Here is a 16,043-nt window from a genome sequence, read left to right as displayed (position 1 = left end):
TGCGGACACCGCCATGAAGATCACCGCCGTCGAAACCCTGCGCCTTGGCCAGTTCGGCAATGTAATCTGGGTTCTCATCCGCACCGACGAGGGGATAACCGGCCTTGGCGAAACCTTCCTCGGCGCCGCCGCCGTCGAGGCCCATATCCACGAAACCGTCGCCCCCAAGCTCATCGGCCGCGATCCGCTACAGATCGAGGCGATCAATCGCGATCTCATTGGCTATCTCGGCTGGCGGGGCGCCGGGGTCGAAACCCGCGGCAATTCCGCCGTCGACATCGCGCTGTGGGATATTTTCGGCAAGGCCCTCGGCGTCCCCGTCTCGGTCGCGCTCGGCGGCAAATCCCGCGACACCATCCGCACCTACAACACCTGCGCGGGCTATTCCTACATCCGCGACAACCGCGCCCAGTCGGTCGACAATTGGGGCCTCGATCAATCCCCCGCCGGACCGTATGAAGACCTCGACGCCTTTCTGAACCGTGCCGACGAACTGGCCCTCTCGCTGCTCGACGAGGGCATCACAGCCATGAAGATCTGGCCCTTCGATATCGCCGCCGAACGCACCCACGGCCTCGACATTTCCGCGGCAGAACTGAAAACCGCTCTCGAACCGTTTGAAAAGATCAGAAAAGCCGTCGGCGACAAAATCGACATAATGGTCGAGTTCCATTCCCTCTGGCGCCTGCCCGCCGCCCAGCGCATCGCGCGGGCGCTCAAACCCTACGATACCTACTGGCACGAGGACCCGGTGCGCATGGACAGCCTCGATACCCTCAAGGCCTATGCCCCCCACACCGATGCCATGATCTGTGCGTCAGAGACCCTGGCCTATCCCCACGCTTTCCAAGACTATCTCGCGACCGGCGTTGCGGGAATTGCCATGCTCGATCTGTCCTGGTGCGGGGGTCTTTCCGAAGCGCGTAAGATCGCCGCTCTGGCCGAAGCCCGGCAAATCCCCGTCGCCCCCCACGATTGCACCGGCCCGGTTGTGTTCATGGCCTCCTGCCAGTTTTCGCTCCACGCCCGCAACGCGCTGATCCAGGAATCGGTGCGCGCCCTTTATACCGGCTGGTATGCGGAGGTCGTTGACGCCCTGCCACGCGTCAGGAACGGCCAGATTACCCTGCCCGATGCGCCCGGTCTGGGCATCGAACTTCTACCCGAACTGTTTGCCCGGCCCGACGCGGTTCACAGGCGTTTCAATGCCGATGGAGAATTCTAGATGAGCAACTTCAGGGCGACGGCCACACCCATGTCACCCGCCCGCATGGGCGTGCTCATCATGCTGCTCGCCATGTTCCTGTTTTCATTGAACGATGCCATGGGCAAATGGCTGGTTGCCACCTATTCGGTCGGCCAGGTCCTTTTGCTGCGCTCCGCCGTCGCCCTTGTCATCCTGTTACCCTTCCTCTGGAAATCGGGCCTCAAGCCCATCCTCTCGGTCGAACGCCCCGGCCTGCAATTTGCCCGCGTTGTGTTCTCCACCGCCGAAGTGTTCTGCTTTTACTGGGCCGTCTATTTCCTGCCGCTGGCCGACGTCATGACCTATTGGCTCGCCGCGCCCATCTATGTCGCCGCCATGTCGCCCTTTCTCCTCAAGGAAAAAGTCGGCCCCATCCGCTGGGCCGCCATCGGCCTTGGGTTCGTCGGCGTCCTCGTCGCCCTCACTCCCTCGGGCGAAATCAATCCCCTCGCCATCCTCGTTTCCGTAGTCGGCACGCTGGCCTTCGCCCTGATGGTCATCACCGGCCGCACCTTGCGCGGCACGCCCGACAAGACGCTGGTCTTCTTCCAGATCACCGGCGCGCTTGTCGCCGGCCTCATCCTCACGCCCTTCGGCTGGGTCACGCCCACAGCGACTGATTTCCTGTTGCTCGGTACGCTGGGTGTGGTCGCCATGCTTGCCCACATTTGCGTCAACCGCGCCGTCAAGCTTGCCGATGCCGCTGCCGTCGCCCCGCTGCAATATACCCTCCTGCCCTGGGCCATTATTTTGGGCTATTTGCTCTTCGGCGATCTGCCGCGCCCCCTCACGCTGATCGGCGCTGCCATCATCATCACCTCGAGCTTCATCATCTACCTCCGCGAACAAAGAACCAAGCGCGCGACCTCCCCCGCGCCGTCCACAAGCGGAACTGGAGAAACCCTATGAAAAAGCTGCGCTCCCGCGCCTGGTTCAACAACCCCGACAATCCCGACATGACAGCGCTCTATCTCGAGCGCTACATGAATTACGGGATCACCCGCGAAGAGCTCCAGTCCGGCAAGCCCATCATCGGCATCGCCCAGACCGGCTCGGACCTTTCCCCCTGCAACCGCCATCACATGGTCCTTGCCCAGCGCGTGCGCGAGGGCATCCGCGAGGCCGGCGGCATCGCTTTCGAGTTTCCCGTTCACCCGATCCAGGAAACCGGAAAACGCCCCACCGCGGGCCTTGACCGCAACCTCGCCTATCTCGGCCTCGTCGAAGTGCTCTATGGCTACCCGCTCGATGGCGTCGTCCTCACCATCGGCTGCGACAAGACCACCCCCGCCATGCTCATGGGCGCCGCCACCGTCGATATTCCCGCCATCGCGCTGTCGGTCGGCCCCATGCTCAATGGCTGGTTCAAGGGCGAACGCACCGGCTCGGGCACCATCATCTGGAAGGCCCGCGAAATGATGGCGGCTGGCGAGATCGGCTATGAGGAATTTATAGAACTGGTCGCCTCCTCGGCGCCGTCGGTGGGCTATTGCAACACAATGGGCACGGCAACCACCATGAATTCGCTCGCCGAAGCGCTCGGCATGCAGCTTCCCGGTTCGGCCGCCATCCCTGCGCCGCACAAGGACCGCGCCGCGATCGCCTGGCGCACCGGCAAGCGCATCGTCGACATGGTCCATGAGGACCTAAAACCCTCCGATATCCTGACCCGCGACAACTTCCTCAACGCCATCGCCGTCAATTCGGCCATCGGCGGCTCGACCAACGCGCCGGTCCACATCAACGCCATCGCCCGCCATATCGGCGTCGATCTCTCCATCAGGGACTGGCAGGCCCATGGCCATCACATCCCTCTGCTGGTCAATCTCCAGCCGGCCGGCGAATATCTGGGCGAGGATTTCCACCGCGCAGGCGGCGTCCCCGCCGTCGTCAACGAGTTGATGAAAAAGGGCCTGATCCTTGAGAACGCCCCCACCGCCAACGGCCAGACCATCGGCGAAAATTGCCGCGCCACCCCCATCCTCGACCCCGACGTCATCCGCCCGTTCGAAACGCCCCTGACCGAGGACGCGGGCTTTATCGTCCTTTCGGGCAATCTGTTCGACAACGCCATCATGAAAACCTCGGTCATCTCGCCCGAGTTCCGCCAGCGCTATCTCTGCAACCCCGATGACCCCGAAGCCTTCGAGGGCAAGGCCGTGGTCTTCGACGGCCCCGAGGATTATCACCACCGCATCGACGACCCGGCGCTCGAGATCGACGAATTCACCCTGCTGTTCATGCGCGGCGCCGGTCCCATCGGCTATCCGGGCGCCGCCGAGGTCGTCAACATGCGCCCGCCCTCCTACCTCATCAAGCGCGGTATCCACGCCCTCCCCTGCATCGGCGATGGGCGCCAGTCGGGAACGTCGGGCTCCCCTTCGATCCTCAACGCCTCCCCCGAAGCTGCCGCCGGCGGCGGACTGGCCCTCATCCAGACCGGCGACCGCGTCCGCATCGATCTCAACACCGGCACCGCCAACATGCTGGTCAGCGATGACGAACTGGCCCGCCGCCGCGCCGAACTCGATGCAAGGGGCGGCTACCCCTTCCCCGACCACCAGACCCCCTGGCAGGAAATCCAGCGCTCGATGGTCGACCAGCTCGGCGATGGCGCCGTGCTCAAGCCCGCCGTCACCTACCAGCGCATCGCTCAATCCAAGGGACTGCCGAGGGACAATCACTAGTCGAGAATTTTTGGCCAGCCCCCCTCACCCGTCTGGCTACGCCAACCGACCTCTCCCCCCAGGGGAGAGATGAAGCTAATCGCTTGCGGCATTCTTACCTCTCCCTTGGGGGGAGAGGTCGGCGCGAAGCGACGGGTGAGGGGGCCTTCCCTTTACTTTGCCAACCCACAGGAGCGCCCCATGACAAACCTTTTCGACCTCACCGGAAAAACCGCTCTCGTCACCGGCTCCTCCCAGGGCATCGGCTATGCCCTTGCCGAGGGACTTGCCCAACACGGCGCCCGCGTAATCCTCAACGGCCGCAACCCGCAAAAGCTTCAAACCGTCGCCCAAACCCTCAATGCCCAGGGCCACGACGCCCATATCGCCCCCTTCGACGTCACCGACCCCGATGCCGTCCAGGCCGCCATCACCAAAATCGAATCCGAAATCGGCCCCCTCGATATCCTCATCAACAACGCCGGCATGCAGCACCGCGCCCCGCTCGAGGATTTCCCCCACGACAAATGGGACGAATTGATGAAAACCAATCTCAATTCGGTGTTCTATGTCGCCCAGTCCGTCGCCCGCTTCATGCTCGGGCGCGGCCATGGCCGGATCATCAACATCGCCTCGGCGATGTCGGAACTGGCCCGTGCCTCGGTCACCCCCTATACGGCCGCCAAGGGCGCCGTGCGCAACCTCACCCGCGGCATGGCCACCGACTGGGCCGCAAAGGGCCTCCAGGTCAACGCCATCGCGCCGGGCTATTTCAAGACCCCGCTCAACAAAGCCCTGATCGAGGACGAAAAATTCACAGCCTGGCTCGAGGCCCGCACGCCGGCCGGCCGCTGGGGCAATCTCGACGAACTCAAGGGCGCCGCAATCTTCCTCGCCTCGGATGCGGCGAGCTTTGTCAACGGCCACACGCTCTATGTCGATGGCGGCCTCACCATTTCGGTCTGAACCCAGCCACCGCCCCCGATAGGCACCCACCATACGCTGGAGCGCTTCCAGAATAAGTGGCTAGCACCTATCCGGTTCGGAAGCGCGACAAAACAAAGACTTAGGGGCAGCTGGAGCGATTCAAAGAAGCGCTGAAATGCTATAAGGCTCCGAGCCTTGTAGCCACCGTTGTGGAGAGCAAAAAATCGACGGCGCGCCGTATGGCCAGCGCATGGACAAAGCCGCCGACGCATCGCGGTTGCGGGCGCGCGATTGCACGCATAGGCTCACAGGCCAGGGAGGACCCTATGGCCAATCGCGATCCAGTCGGCATGACACCCCCCGCCCTCGTCAAGGAGGCGATGGGCGCTTTCAATCTTTTGCGCGAATATTTCGAAGGCGCCATCATGGTGGACAGTCAGGCCCGGATAACCTGGCTCGATGGCCGCTATCGCCGGCTCTTGAAGATGGCCGATGATTTCGAGCCCCTCGGCCTGCCGGTCGAAGACATCCTTCCCAATTCCCAATTGCGCAAGGTCGTCGAAACCGGGCGTCCCAATTTGCTCGACATCATGAAGATCGGCGACCGCCAGCTCGTGGTCTGCCGCATCCCGCTCAAGGACGAAACCGAAAGCGTCCAGGGCGCCATCGGCTTTGTGTTCTACGACAATGTCGATTACCTCCAGCCGATTCTCAAAAAGGTCGAAACGCTGCAAAAGCAGCTTTCGCGCGCCCAGGCCGCCTTGAGCCGCGAGCGCCAGACCAAATACTCCCTGTCCAATTTCGTGGGCGTCAGCGAGGTGGTGACCGAACTCAAATCCCAGATTCGCCGCTTTGCCCTGCGCGATGGCCCCGCCCTCATTCTGGGGGAGACGGGAACCGGCAAGGAATTGCTGGCTCACGCCATCCATCAGGCGTCCGACCGGGCCGAGGGCCCCTTCGTCGCCGTCAATATGGCCGCCATCCCCGAAGCCCTGCTGGAATCGGAATTTTTCGGCGTATCGCCCGGCGCCTATACCGGCGCCGACAAAAAACCCCGCCCCGGAAAGTTCGAATTGGCCCATGGCGGCACGCTGTTTCTCGACGAGATCGGCGACATGCCGCTCTCCATCCAGGCCAAATTCCTGCGCGTGCTGCAGGAAGGCGAGATCGAGGCCCTCGGCTCCAACGCACTGAGGAAAATCGACGTGCGCATCATTGCCGCCACCTCCCAGGATCTCGAAACGCTGATGGAGACCCGGACTTTCCGCGCCGACCTTTATTACCGCATCGCCGTGCTGACCATAAACGTGCCGCCGCTGCGCGACAGGATCGGCGATATCGCCATGATCTGCGAACGCCTGCTCGAGGACATCCCGCGCGCCACCGACATGCGCGGCTGGATCATCGAGCCCGACGCTGTCGCCCTGCTCTCGGGCTACGACTGGCCCGGCAATGTGCGCGAACTGCGCAACGTGCTCGAGCGCGCCGCGGCAATCGCACCCAGCGAGGTGCTGGACGAGACTGTGATCGCAAAGGCCATGCCGCGCCGGAAAGCCGGGCTGCACCTTGGGTCCACCGCCGGCACCGATCACGCCGATCTTGCCCATGCTCGCGCCCGCGCCGAACGCGAGGCCATTCTCGATGCCCTGCGCCGCGCCGATGGCAGCAGGACGCGCGCCGCGCAACTGCTCGGTGTCTCCCGCAGCCAGTTCTACGAAAAGCTCAAGCGCTACGATTTAAGCAACTGATCTGTCCGTTTTTTCGGAATGCTCTGACCGGACTTCCGGACACCTGACCCCTTGCCACCCAATGCATACCAACCCAAAGGCCCGCAAACCCGCGCCTTAAGCCCGCAATCCGGACTTGGCACGCATCTTGAAACACTGTCTCCAACAAGCGCGACAACAAAAACCGCGCGGCAAGAATGGGTGGAGACAGAGTGACAACTGGCGTTGCGGGAAAAACCGTACTGATTAGCGGCGCGACAAGCGGGATCGGCTTTGCCATCGCCCGGCGCTTTGTCGAGGCAGGGTGTCAGGTCGTCGTCCACGGCCTCGAAAAGCCCGATGCCGCCCAAAAAATCATGTCCGAACTCGGCGCCAATGCCGCTATCGCCCCCCATTACGAGCACGCCGACCTGGCCGACAGCGCCCAGAGCCACGCCCTGGCCAACCGGGTGATCGAGCGCTTCGGACAGATCGATGTGCTTGTCAACAACGCGGGCATACAGCGCATTGCCGCTATCGAGGATTTGCCGCCCGATGAATGGGACCGGGTCATCGCCATCAGTCTCGACAGCGCATTTCATACGATCCGCGCCGCCCTGCCGGCCATGAAATCCAATCGCTGGGGCAGGATCATCAATATCGCTTCCGCGCACGGCCTGCGCGCCTCGCCCTACAAATCGGCCTATGTCGCGACCAAGCATGCGGTTGTGGGACTGACTAGGACCGTGGCGCTTGAGGCCGCCGAATACGGGGTTACAGTAAATGCCATCTGTCCGGGCTACGTCTGGACACCTCTGGTTGCAACGCAGGTCGCCGATCAGGCGCGGGTCCACAAGATGAGTGAGAGCGATGTGGTGCGCAACGTCATGCTCGCGCCCCAACCCACACGGCAATTCGTCCAGCCCGAGGAAATCGCCGAACTGGCGCTGTATCTGAGCGCCGATATTGCCCGCTCGATCACCGGCGCTGCAATTTCGATCGACGGGGGGTGGACAGCCAAATGAGCCAAGACGACATCATCCTCAAGGCCAACGGCATGACCAAGCAGTTCGCAGGCTTTTTTGCCGTCAAGGACGTCGATCTCAGCGTCCGGCGCGGCTCGATCCATGCCCTGATCGGCCCCAACGGCGCCGGCAAGACCACCTGCTTTAACCTGCTGACCAAGTTCCTCCAGCCCACCGCCGGAACCATAACCTTCGACGGAAGGGACATCACCACGATACAATCCTCCGACATCGCGCGGATGGGCATGGTGCGCTCGTTCCAGATTTCGGCGGTGTTTCCCAAACTCACGGTGCTCGAAAATGTTCGCGTGGCTCTCCAGCGCCGGCGGGGCGACAGCTTCGATTTCTGGCGCAGCCAGACAGTGCTCAATCAGTTCGACGAGGAAGCTCGCCACCGCATCGATGAAGTCGGTTTGAGCGGCTTTGCCGATCAAACCGCCGACGAACTATCCTATGGCCGCAAGCGGGCCCTCGAGATTGCAACGACCCTCGCTCTCGAACCGCAAATGCTGCTGCTCGACGAACCCATGGCCGGCATGGCCCAGCAGGACGTCGAGCGCATCTCGGCCCTCATCAAACGCATTTCGGCCAATCGCACCACGCTGATGGTCGAGCATAACCTCTCGGTGGTTGCCGATCTGTCCGACACCATAACTGTCCTGGCGCGAGGGCAGGTTCTGGCCGAGGGCCCCTATGAGACCGTCTCGAAAGACCCACGGGTCATCGAAGCCTATATCGGAGTCGGCCATGAGTAGCGCCCAACCGCTCAGCGCATCCGCCCCGCTTCTGGCGGTGCGCGACCTCGAAGGCTGGTATGGCGAAAGCCATGTCCTGCACGGCATCGAATTCGACGTTGCCCCCGGAGAGGTCGTGACGCTTTTGGGCCGTAACGGCGCCGGCAAGACCACAACGCTCAAGGCGATCATGGGCATTCTGGGCAAGCGCAAGGGCTCGATCCGGTTCGAAGGCAAGGAGTTGATCGGCGCCCCTTCGCGCACCATCGCCAAGGCGGGCATCGCGCTCTGCCCCGAGGAGCGGGCTATCTTTTCGTCCCTCTCGGTCGATGAAAACCTGATGCTGCCCCCCGTGGTCAAACCCGGCGGCATGGCGCTCGATACGATCTTTGAGATGTTCCCCAACCTCAAGGAACGCCTCAACAGCCAGGGCACCAAGCTATCTGGCGGCGAACAGCAGATGCTGGCCATCGGCCGCATCCTGCGCACCGGCGCCAAGATGCTGCTGCTCGACGAGCCGACCGAGGGCCTTGCCCCGGTCATCGTCCAGCAGATCGGCCGCACCATCTCGCGGCTCAAATCGGAGGGCTACACGATCGTTCTGGTGGAGCAGAACTTTCACTTCGCCGCCTCGGTGGCCGACCGCCACTACGTCGTCGAGCAGGGCCGGGTGATCGACATGATCCCCAATGGAGAGCTCGGCGCCAACACCGAAAAACTGCACGCCTATCTGGGCGTGTAAAACCACTCCGGAGCGCTCCAACAAGCGTCCGGCCAATTTCACCAAGGGAGGATAGCAAATTGAAAATCTCAACCCCAATCCTGGCCCTCGCCATGGCCAGCGCCATGGCCGGCTCGGCCTACGCGATCGAGGTCAAGATCGGCGTCCTGAACGATCGCTCGGGCATCTATGCCGATCTTTCGGGCGAAGGTTCGGTGATCGCCGCCCAGATGGCAGTCGAGGATTTCATGGCCGCCGACAAGGGCATCAACGTCGAAATCATCTCGGCCGACCACCAGAACAAGCCCGACGTGGCATCCAATATCGCCCGTCAATGGTATGACGAAGAGGGCGTCCATGCCATTTTCGACGTGCCCACCTCCTCGGCGGCCCTCGCCGTCAATGAGATCACCCGCGAGAAAGACCGGATCTTCATCAATTCCGGGGCCGGCTCGGCAGACCTCACGGGTTCGCAATGCTCGCCCAACACAGTCCATTGGACCTATGACACATGGGCGCTGGCCAATGGCACAGGCTCGGCCATGGTGGAATCCGGCTCCGACAGCTGGTTCTTCCTCACCGCCGACTACGCCTTCGGCCACGCGCTCGAAACCGATACCTCAGCGGTTGTCGAGGCCGCCGGCGGCGAAGTGCTGGGCACCGTGCGTCACCCCTTCCCCGGACAGGATTTCTCCTCATACCTGCTGCAGGCCCAATCCTCGGGCGCCGAGGTGATCGGTCTTGCCAATGCGGGCGGCGATACCATCAACGCCATCAAGCAGGCCTCCGAATTCGGGATCACCCAATCGGGCCAGTCGCTGGCGGCGCTTCTGATGTTCATCACCGACGTCCACGCGCTCGGGCTCGAAACCGCCCAGGGCCTCGTGCTCACCGAGAGCTTTTACTGGGACCTCAACGACGGCACCCGCGAATGGTCGCAGCGCTTCGCCGAGCTAAACGATGGCGACATGCCCACAATGGTCCATGCTGGCGTTTATGCTGGCGTGCTGCACTATCTCAAGGCCATCGAACAAACCCAGAGCGTTGAGGCCGGCCCTGTCATGGAAGCGATGAAGGCCATGCCCACATCCGACCCGTTGTTCGGCCAGGGCGAAATCCGCGCCGACGGTCGCAAGATCCACGACATGTACCTGTTCCGGGTCAAATCGCCCGATCAGTCCGAAGGTCCGTGGGATTACTATGAACTGGGCTACACGATCCCGGCCGCCAACGCCTTCCGTCCACTCGATCAGGGTGGGTGTCAACTCGTTGAGTGACATCGCGGGTTGACCCAAATCGGGATGCGCCGGTTTCCTCCCCGGCGCGTCCCATTGGAGCGTTCCCAGGATAAGCATGTCCTCGACCCGATCGGGGATGAGTACTGGTTATCCGGTTCGGGAACGCGACAAAGCAAAAAAACTTTCCAAGTGCCTTTGAAAGTCATACGCCATGTTCGAGATTTTCGGCATTCCGGCCGCTGCCCTGTTCGGGCAATTGCTGCTCGGGCTGATCAACGGATCGTTTTATGCTCTGCTCAGCCTGGGGCTGGCGGTCATTTTCGGTCTGCTCAACATCATCAATTTCACCCACGGCGCCCAATACATGATGGGCGCGTTCGTGGCCTGGATGCTGCTCACCTATGCCGGCATCCCCTATTGGTGGGCCCTGCTGCTCGTCCCGGTGATCGTCGGCGCGACGGGCATAGTCATCGAGCGCCTGATGATCTCGCGGCTCTACCATCTCGACCATCTTTACGGCCTGCTGTTGACCTTCGGTCTGGCGCTGATCATCCAGGGCCTGTTCCGCAACCAGTATGGGGTGTCGGGCCTGGCCTATACAATTCCCTCCCAATTGCAGGGCGGCACCAATCTGGGCTTCATGTTCCTGCCCAATTACCGGGCCTGGGTGGTCGTTGCCTCTCTCGTTGTGTGCTTTGGCACCTGGTTCCTCATCGAAAAGACCCCGCTGGGCGCCTATCTGCGGGCCGCCACCGAAAACCCTACAATGGTGGGCGCTTTCGGCATCAACGTGCCGCGCCTCATCACGCTGACCTATGGGTTCGGCGTGGCCCTGGCCGCGCTGGCCGGGGTTCTTGCCGCGCCCATTTATTCGGTCAATCCCAATATGGGCGCCGATCTGATCATCGTGGTGTTTGCCGTCGTGGTCATTGGCGGCATGGGCTCGATCCTCGGGGCCATCCTCACCGGGTTCGGGCTGGGGATCGTCGAAGGGCTGACCCGGGTGTTCTATCCTGAAGGTTCAGCCGTCGTCATATTCGTGATCATGGCCATCGTGCTTTTGGTCAAACCCGCTGGTCTGTTCGGAAGGACCGTATAAATGAGCGATCAGACTTTGACCGGCCAGACAACCCGCACCCCGGCCCAGGATATGGGCATCCCTCGCCATCATCTGGTGATCTTTGCCGCACTTGTGGCCTTCTTTCTCGTTGCGCCGCTGTTTCTCTATCCGGTCTTTTTGATGAAGGTGCTGTGCTTTGCGCTCTTTGCATGCGCCTTCAATCTCCTGCTCGGCTATGGCGGGCTGCTCTCGTTCGGCCATGCCGCCTATTTCGGCGGTGCCGCCTATGTCTCGGCCCACGCCGCAAAGGCCTGGGGCTTTTCCCCTGAAATGTCGGTTCTTTTGGGCGCCGGCTCCGCCGCATTGCTGGGACTGGTCATCGGCCTCCTCGCCATCCGGCGCCAGGGCATATATTTCGCAATGATCACGCTGGCCTTTGCCCAGATGGTGTATTTCTTTGCCCTCCAGGCGCCGTTCACCGGCGGCGAGGACGGCATACAGGCCGTGCCGCGCAACATGCTGTTCGGGCTTTTCGATATTTCCAGCGACACCGCGTTCTACTTTTTCGTCCTGTTCATCGCCTTTGGCGGCATCCTGTTCATCTACCGCATCATTCACTCGCCCTTCGGGCAGGTGCTCAAGGCCATTCGCGAAAACGAGCCCCGCGCCCGCTCGCTGGGCTATCACGTCAATCGCTACAAGCTCGCCGTTTTCGTGCTCTCGGCGACCCTGGCCGGTGCCGCGGGCGCCACCAAGGCCCTCGTATTCCAGCTCGCCTCGCTTACCGACGTTCACTGGTCCATGTCGGGTGAAGTGGTGCTTATGGCGCTGCTCGGCGGCATGCACACAGTCTTCGGCCCCATCGTGGGCGCGGCGATCATCGTGACCATGCAGAACTATTTCGCCAGCTTCGGCGCCTGGGTCACCGTGCTGCAGGGCACGATCTTCGTCATCGCCGTCTTGATGTTCCGCGAAGGCATCGTGGGCGTGCTCGGCAAATGGCTCAAAAAGCCCATGTAGCCGCTCGGGCCCCCAGTGCCACAAGTTCCAACGGCAGAAAAATGGTGAGGACAGCCCGAGCAACCCCGAACCGGACAAGGCCGCGCCTGCGGCCCGCGCGACGTCGCGCGCCCCATCGGAGCGCCAGCGAAGCGCGTGGCGCGGCTTTGACGCGTCATGGGTCGAGTGGTACGGCGCGTGAGATAAAGAAATGGTGGGTGTAACTGGGATTGAACCAGTGACCCCTGCCGTGTGAACGCATTGCTGGATTGGCTGCGCGTCGCGCATTATCGGGCTATCCGATTGTTTCCACCACTCTATTTGCCCTTCCTCATTCCCGCTCGTTACCGGTGATGACCTTCTATTCGTACCGAAATGGGTTCTATTCGTACCATTCGTACCGACCTCATCAGGATGCCGCAGCGCGCTTCTCGTAGTAGACAAAGCGCTGCTCGATGCGGTCAATGACCTTGCCGTCGACATAATGGCCGCGGCTCCTGCAATTTCAAAATGTTCGTGCAAAGGGCGCTTTGCATGCAGGCAAAATTGGGGCCGATTCCGGACTGGCGGGTTCTGGCTAACCAAATGGGTAAGCTGACGTTCGGCGGCTCAATTATACATGAGACAGCGACGCCGGTTGCAGCGGAGGCTGCGAAACAACCGAAGATTCCGACCTCCAGCCCTCTAGCCCAACAATCTGGACGAGAGATTAACTCACGGTATCCAGATGGTGGGATGACATTGACCCAAACTTATAGTGCTCTACATGACAGAAGCAGCCCTCAGAAATTGGTTCCTGAGAAGTTCAGCGGTCAACGAAACATCGTACTCGGCAAGAAGAGTGCGATTTGTGGAAAGAGCAAGAGCAATCCCACGCCGAGCACCATCGCGGTCACGAATGGTAGGATGCCGAGAAATATCCGCGTGGACGGGACGTGTGGAACGAGTGCCTTGACCACAAACACATTGATGCCGACCGGGGGCGTAATAAGCCCAATCTCAAGCGCGATAACAACAAGGACACCAAAAAAGATCGGGTCCACGCCCAAAGCCATGATGACCGGAAAGAAGATCGGCACCAAGAGCACTAGCATCGCAAAGCCTTCCATGAACGTTCCAAGCAGCACGAAGACCGCCAGGATGAGCAGAAGCGTCGCTGTCGCATCCATTGGCAGGCTCAGCACTGTCTCAGATACCCAGGATGTTAGGCCAGACCGGGCGAGAAACGGGTTGAGAACGTTGGCCCCGATGATGATCGTGTAGCACATCACTGTCGTCGAGACTGTCTGGCGCACTATGCGTGAGAAATTGGACGGTGTGAGCGATCGTCTCCACAAGGCGATCGCCAGGGTCGCGACAACACCAATGGCGGCCGACTCCATGGGCGTGAAGATGCCGGCATAAATGCCGCCCACCGTTCCGACCACGACCAGAAGGAACGGCAGAGCCTTCATAGTTGCCGAATACCGCTCCCGCGACGTCAACCGCTCGCCTGATGGCGCTACCGATGGCCGCAAAGAGGCAACTATGGCAATGGTAGTGAGAAATAGCCCCATCAGCAGGATGCCGGGCAGAATACCGGCCACAAAAAGCTGGCCGATCGATTGCTCTGTCAATAGCGCATAGAGCACGAAACCCGTCGAAGGCGGGATGAGAATCCCCAGAGTTCCACCCGCCGCGACCGAGGCTGCGGAAAACCCTTCGTCATATTTGTAGCGCCGCATCTCCGGCAAAGCGACTTGCCCCATCGTGACGGCAGAAGCGACCGACGAGCCGCTCAATGCGGAAAATCCGGTGCAGCCCAAGATTGTGGCCGATGCCAGTCCGCCGCGGCGGTGGCCGATCCAGGCATAGGCGGCATCATAGAGATTGCGGCTCAATCCGCTCACGCCAGCCAAATTGCCCATCAGAACGAAAAACGGGATGATTATGAGATCGAGCTTGAGCGCCAATTCAAACGTTTCAGTCGAAAAGGTTGCAAGCGCGGCTCTTTCGTTCTGCAAAATCGTGATGCCCGCCAATCCGACGGCGGCCATCGCAAAGCCGACAGGGGTTCGGAGCGCAAGCAACGCGAAAAGAACCGCGATCCCAACTAGACCAATGGTGAACGCGCTCATTGAACGATCTTTTCTTCGCTGGTGCCCGGTATGAGGTGCAAATTGTTGGTCGCGTTGAGCAGCAGGCGTCCTGCGCACGATACCGCACCCAAAGCTGCGCCTAAGGCGATAAAGCCCCACAGCGGGGCAAAGGGGATGCCGAGCAAGGACGACCGCTCGCCATAGGTGAACGCCGACACCATTGCGGTGGCGGATCGATACGCCAGAAGCCAAAGAACCGCGCCGGAGATCAGGTCCGACATGGCCAGAACGCAGCGTTGGACTATTTTTGAGAACAGATTGTAGGCAATGTCGACAGCCACGTGTCCGTCGCGCCAGGTGCAATACGGCATCGCCAGAAAAATTACCGTGGCGACGCCCGCCTGCAGCAGATCGAATGCGCCAAATACCGCCGAACCGAAAAAGTACCGAAGAATGACATTGACGGCTGTCAATCCGACGAGCGACACAAGCAAAATGCCCGCCAGCAGAGCAAGCGCGGCATTAAGCGCCGATAGGATGGATGCCAAGCGAACCAACGTAACCTCCCTGTGCGAACGTGAGCGATTGGCGCCACAACCAACGGCGCCAAACGCTCGGCTTTTTTTCAGACGCTACTGGGAAATCGCTGTGTAGATTTCCTGCGCATCAAATCCCTCGGCAGCGCTCACCTGCTCGAGATAGTTTTCGATCATGGCCGGCAACGGTTCAGCAAAAAGGGCCCGCTGTTCGGCTGTCAGGACAACGATTTCGGTGTTTCCGGATGCGTTGATGGCCTCAATGGCTTCCTCGCCCGAAGCGGCAAAGGCGTCGGCACCTTTCATGCTGAGCGCATGTTCGGTGACTTCAAGCACTTCAGCCTGGACATCTTCAGACAGGCCATCCCAGCTGTCACGGTTGGCGACGACATAGAACATCGTGATGTTACCAGGCAGGTTGGTGATGACATGGCTGGCCACTTCTTGCAGACGATAGGCGTTGATCCCGTCGATGCCGATTAGCGCGCCGTCAATCACGCCGGTTTGGAGGGCGTTGTAAAGGTCGCCTGCCGGCATCGTCACGGGGGTCGCGCCCCATGCTTCCATAATGCCGGCCCCGATGGCCGAAGATGCGCGAATGTTGAGCCCTTCAAGATCGGCGGGTGAACTCACCGGTCGGTTGAGAACCAGCGCCGCAGGGTTGTTGGGGAACAGAGCCATCACTTTCGTGCCCTGGAAATCGGGTTCGAACAATTCGATATTTTCCCAAAGCACGTCGACGGCTTCCTGGGGGGTGTCGAATAGGTTTGGCAATTCCATCAGCATGGTGCGCGGCAGCGGGAACGTGTCGCTGGCCACGAGGCCTTGGGTGACATCGGCGATGCCGTCAAGTGCACGCGAATATTGCTGCGCGGGGCCTGCACCCAATTCGCCAGACGGAAAGACCCTGATGGTCAGTTCGCCATTGGTCGCCGCTTCGACATCCTGAGCCATTTCGAGTGCCACGCCAAGATGGAGTTCGTGAGTTGGCTGGTTGTAGTGGGCGTAGGTCCATTCTGCCGCCGAAGCCGTCGTCGTCAAGGCCAGGATGGCCGCTGTGCCGAGAACTATATTCTTCATGGTTTTCCTCCTTTTGAAGTTCTGAAT

14 protein-coding genes are annotated in these 16,043 nt (G+C 61.1%); 11 read left to right on the top strand and 3 right to left on the bottom strand.

The features are described from left to right. Nucleotides 1-13 precede the first annotated feature (13 nt). The 11 genes from ACP148_RS01725 to ACP148_RS01675 all read left to right on the top strand — a co-directional run bounded on the left by ACP148_RS01725 (nt 14) and on the right by ACP148_RS01675 (nt 12,343). The gene (locus tag ACP148_RS01725) at nt 14-1,225 is read left to right on the top strand and encodes a mandelate racemase/muconate lactonizing enzyme family protein (RefSeq protein ID WP_425033068.1); all 1,212 of its coding nucleotides are present in this window, start codon (nt 14-16) and stop codon (nt 1,223-1,225) included. Beyond that, on the top strand, nt 1,226-2,155 hold the full coding sequence (locus tag ACP148_RS01720) for a DMT family transporter (RefSeq protein ID WP_425033067.1): 930 nt from the start codon (nt 1,226-1,228) through the stop codon (nt 2,153-2,155). After that, on the top strand, nt 2,152-3,933 hold the full coding sequence (locus ACP148_RS01715; RefSeq protein WP_425033066.1) for an IlvD/Edd family dehydratase: 1,782 nt from the start codon (nt 2,152-2,154) through the stop codon (nt 3,931-3,933). The genes ACP148_RS01720 and ACP148_RS01715 overlap by 4 nt, the downstream gene beginning before the upstream one ends. Before the next feature lie 180 nt (nt 3,934-4,113). Beyond that, nucleotides 4,114-4,878, top strand: coding sequence for an SDR family oxidoreductase (locus tag ACP148_RS01710; RefSeq protein ID WP_425033065.1), 765 nt, complete (start codon nt 4,114-4,116; stop codon nt 4,876-4,878). Between the two features lie 287 nt (nt 4,879-5,165). After that, nucleotides 5,166-6,587 carry a sigma-54 interaction domain-containing protein gene (locus ACP148_RS01705; RefSeq protein WP_425033064.1) on the top strand — a complete coding sequence of 474 codons (1,422 nt, stop codon included), beginning with the start codon at nt 5,166-5,168 and terminating at the stop codon, nt 6,585-6,587. A 176-nt stretch (nt 6,588-6,763) separates the two neighbouring features. Beyond that, entirely contained in the window at nt 6,764-7,570 is an 807-nt protein-coding gene (locus ACP148_RS01700; protein WP_425033063.1) for a 3-hydroxybutyrate dehydrogenase, read from the top strand. Then, nucleotides 7,567-8,325: an ABC transporter ATP-binding protein gene (locus ACP148_RS01695; RefSeq protein ID WP_425033062.1), complete on the top strand. Its 759-nt coding sequence runs from the start codon at nt 7,567-7,569 to the stop codon at nt 8,323-8,325. The genes ACP148_RS01700 and ACP148_RS01695 overlap by 4 nt, the downstream gene beginning before the upstream one ends. Beyond that, complete coding sequence (locus ACP148_RS01690; protein WP_425033061.1) at nt 8,318-9,046, top strand: ABC transporter ATP-binding protein; 729 nt, start codon at nt 8,318-8,320, stop codon at nt 9,044-9,046. Before ACP148_RS01695 ends, ACP148_RS01690 begins: the two co-directional genes overlap by 8 nt. A 59-nt stretch (nt 9,047-9,105) precedes the next feature. Beyond that, the gene (locus tag ACP148_RS01685; protein WP_425033060.1) at nt 9,106-10,302 is read left to right on the top strand and encodes an ABC transporter substrate-binding protein; all 1,197 of its coding nucleotides are present in this window, start codon (nt 9,106-9,108) and stop codon (nt 10,300-10,302) included. Nucleotides 10,303-10,474: 172 nt separating this feature from the next. Beyond that, nucleotides 10,475-11,362 carry a branched-chain amino acid ABC transporter permease gene (locus ACP148_RS01680; protein ID WP_425033059.1) on the top strand — a complete coding sequence of 296 codons (888 nt, stop codon included), beginning with the start codon at nt 10,475-10,477 and terminating at the stop codon, nt 11,360-11,362. Further along, nucleotides 11,363-12,343 (top strand): branched-chain amino acid ABC transporter permease, encoded by a 981-nt coding sequence (locus tag ACP148_RS01675; RefSeq protein ID WP_425033058.1) that lies wholly within the window; start codon nt 11,363-11,365, stop codon nt 12,341-12,343. A gap of 791 nt (nt 12,344-13,134) precedes the next feature. On the opposite strand, the gene ACP148_RS01670 is transcribed toward ACP148_RS01675, so the two are convergent. The 3 genes from ACP148_RS01670 to ACP148_RS01660 form a co-directional block, all read right to left on the bottom strand. Then, entirely contained in the window at nt 13,135-14,439 is a 1,305-nt protein-coding gene (locus tag ACP148_RS01670) for a TRAP transporter large permease (protein ID WP_425033057.1), read from the bottom strand. Beyond that, the gene (locus ACP148_RS01665; protein WP_425033056.1) at nt 14,436-14,948 is read right to left on the bottom strand and encodes a TRAP transporter small permease; all 513 of its coding nucleotides are present in this window, start codon (nt 14,946-14,948) and stop codon (nt 14,436-14,438) included. Before ACP148_RS01665 ends, ACP148_RS01670 begins: the two co-directional genes overlap by 4 nt. 84 nt (nt 14,949-15,032) lie before the next feature. Further along, the gene (locus ACP148_RS01660) at nt 15,033-16,016 is read right to left on the bottom strand and encodes a TRAP transporter substrate-binding protein (protein WP_425033055.1); all 984 of its coding nucleotides are present in this window, start codon (nt 16,014-16,016) and stop codon (nt 15,033-15,035) included. Between the last annotated feature and the right edge of the window lie 27 nt (nt 16,017-16,043).

It is taken from the genome of Pelagibacterium sp., assembly GCF_965249125.1.
Taxonomy (GTDB): domain Bacteria; phylum Pseudomonadota; class Alphaproteobacteria; order Rhizobiales; family Devosiaceae; genus Pelagibacterium.
Note: the sequence above shows the minus strand (reverse complement) of the source record. Positions and strands in the feature narration are given on the sequence as shown.

What these genes read in the sequence shown, in the direction of transcription:
- ACP148_RS01725 (WP_425033068.1), top strand. Translation starts at nt 14, where the DNA reads ATGAAGATCACCGCCGTCGAAACCCTGCGCCTTGGCCAGTTCGGCAAT.
- ACP148_RS01720 (WP_425033067.1), top strand. Translation starts at nt 1,226, where the DNA reads ATGAGCAACTTCAGGGCGACGGCCACACCCATGTCACCCGCCCGCATG.
- ACP148_RS01715 (WP_425033066.1), top strand. Translation starts at nt 2,152, where the DNA reads ATGAAAAAGCTGCGCTCCCGCGCCTGGTTCAACAACCCCGACAATCCC.
- ACP148_RS01710 (WP_425033065.1), top strand. Translation starts at nt 4,114, where the DNA reads ATGACAAACCTTTTCGACCTCACCGGAAAAACCGCTCTCGTCACCGGC.
- ACP148_RS01705 (WP_425033064.1), top strand. Translation starts at nt 5,166, where the DNA reads ATGGCCAATCGCGATCCAGTCGGCATGACACCCCCCGCCCTCGTCAAG.
- ACP148_RS01700 (WP_425033063.1), top strand. Translation starts at nt 6,764, where the DNA reads ATGGGTGGAGACAGAGTGACAACTGGCGTTGCGGGAAAAACCGTACTG.
- ACP148_RS01695 (WP_425033062.1), top strand. Translation starts at nt 7,567, where the DNA reads ATGAGCCAAGACGACATCATCCTCAAGGCCAACGGCATGACCAAGCAG.
- ACP148_RS01690 (WP_425033061.1), top strand. Translation starts at nt 8,318, where the DNA reads ATGAGTAGCGCCCAACCGCTCAGCGCATCCGCCCCGCTTCTGGCGGTG.
- ACP148_RS01680 (WP_425033059.1), top strand. Translation starts at nt 10,475, where the DNA reads ATGTTCGAGATTTTCGGCATTCCGGCCGCTGCCCTGTTCGGGCAATTG.
- ACP148_RS01675 (WP_425033058.1), top strand. Translation starts at nt 11,363, where the DNA reads ATGAGCGATCAGACTTTGACCGGCCAGACAACCCGCACCCCGGCCCAG.
- ACP148_RS01670 (WP_425033057.1), bottom strand. Translation starts at nt 14,439, where the DNA reads ATGAGCGCGTTCACCATTGGTCTAGTTGGGATCGCGGTTCTTTTCGCG.
- ACP148_RS01660 (WP_425033055.1), bottom strand. Translation starts at nt 16,016, where the DNA reads ATGAAGAATATAGTTCTCGGCACAGCGGCCATCCTGGCCTTGACGACG.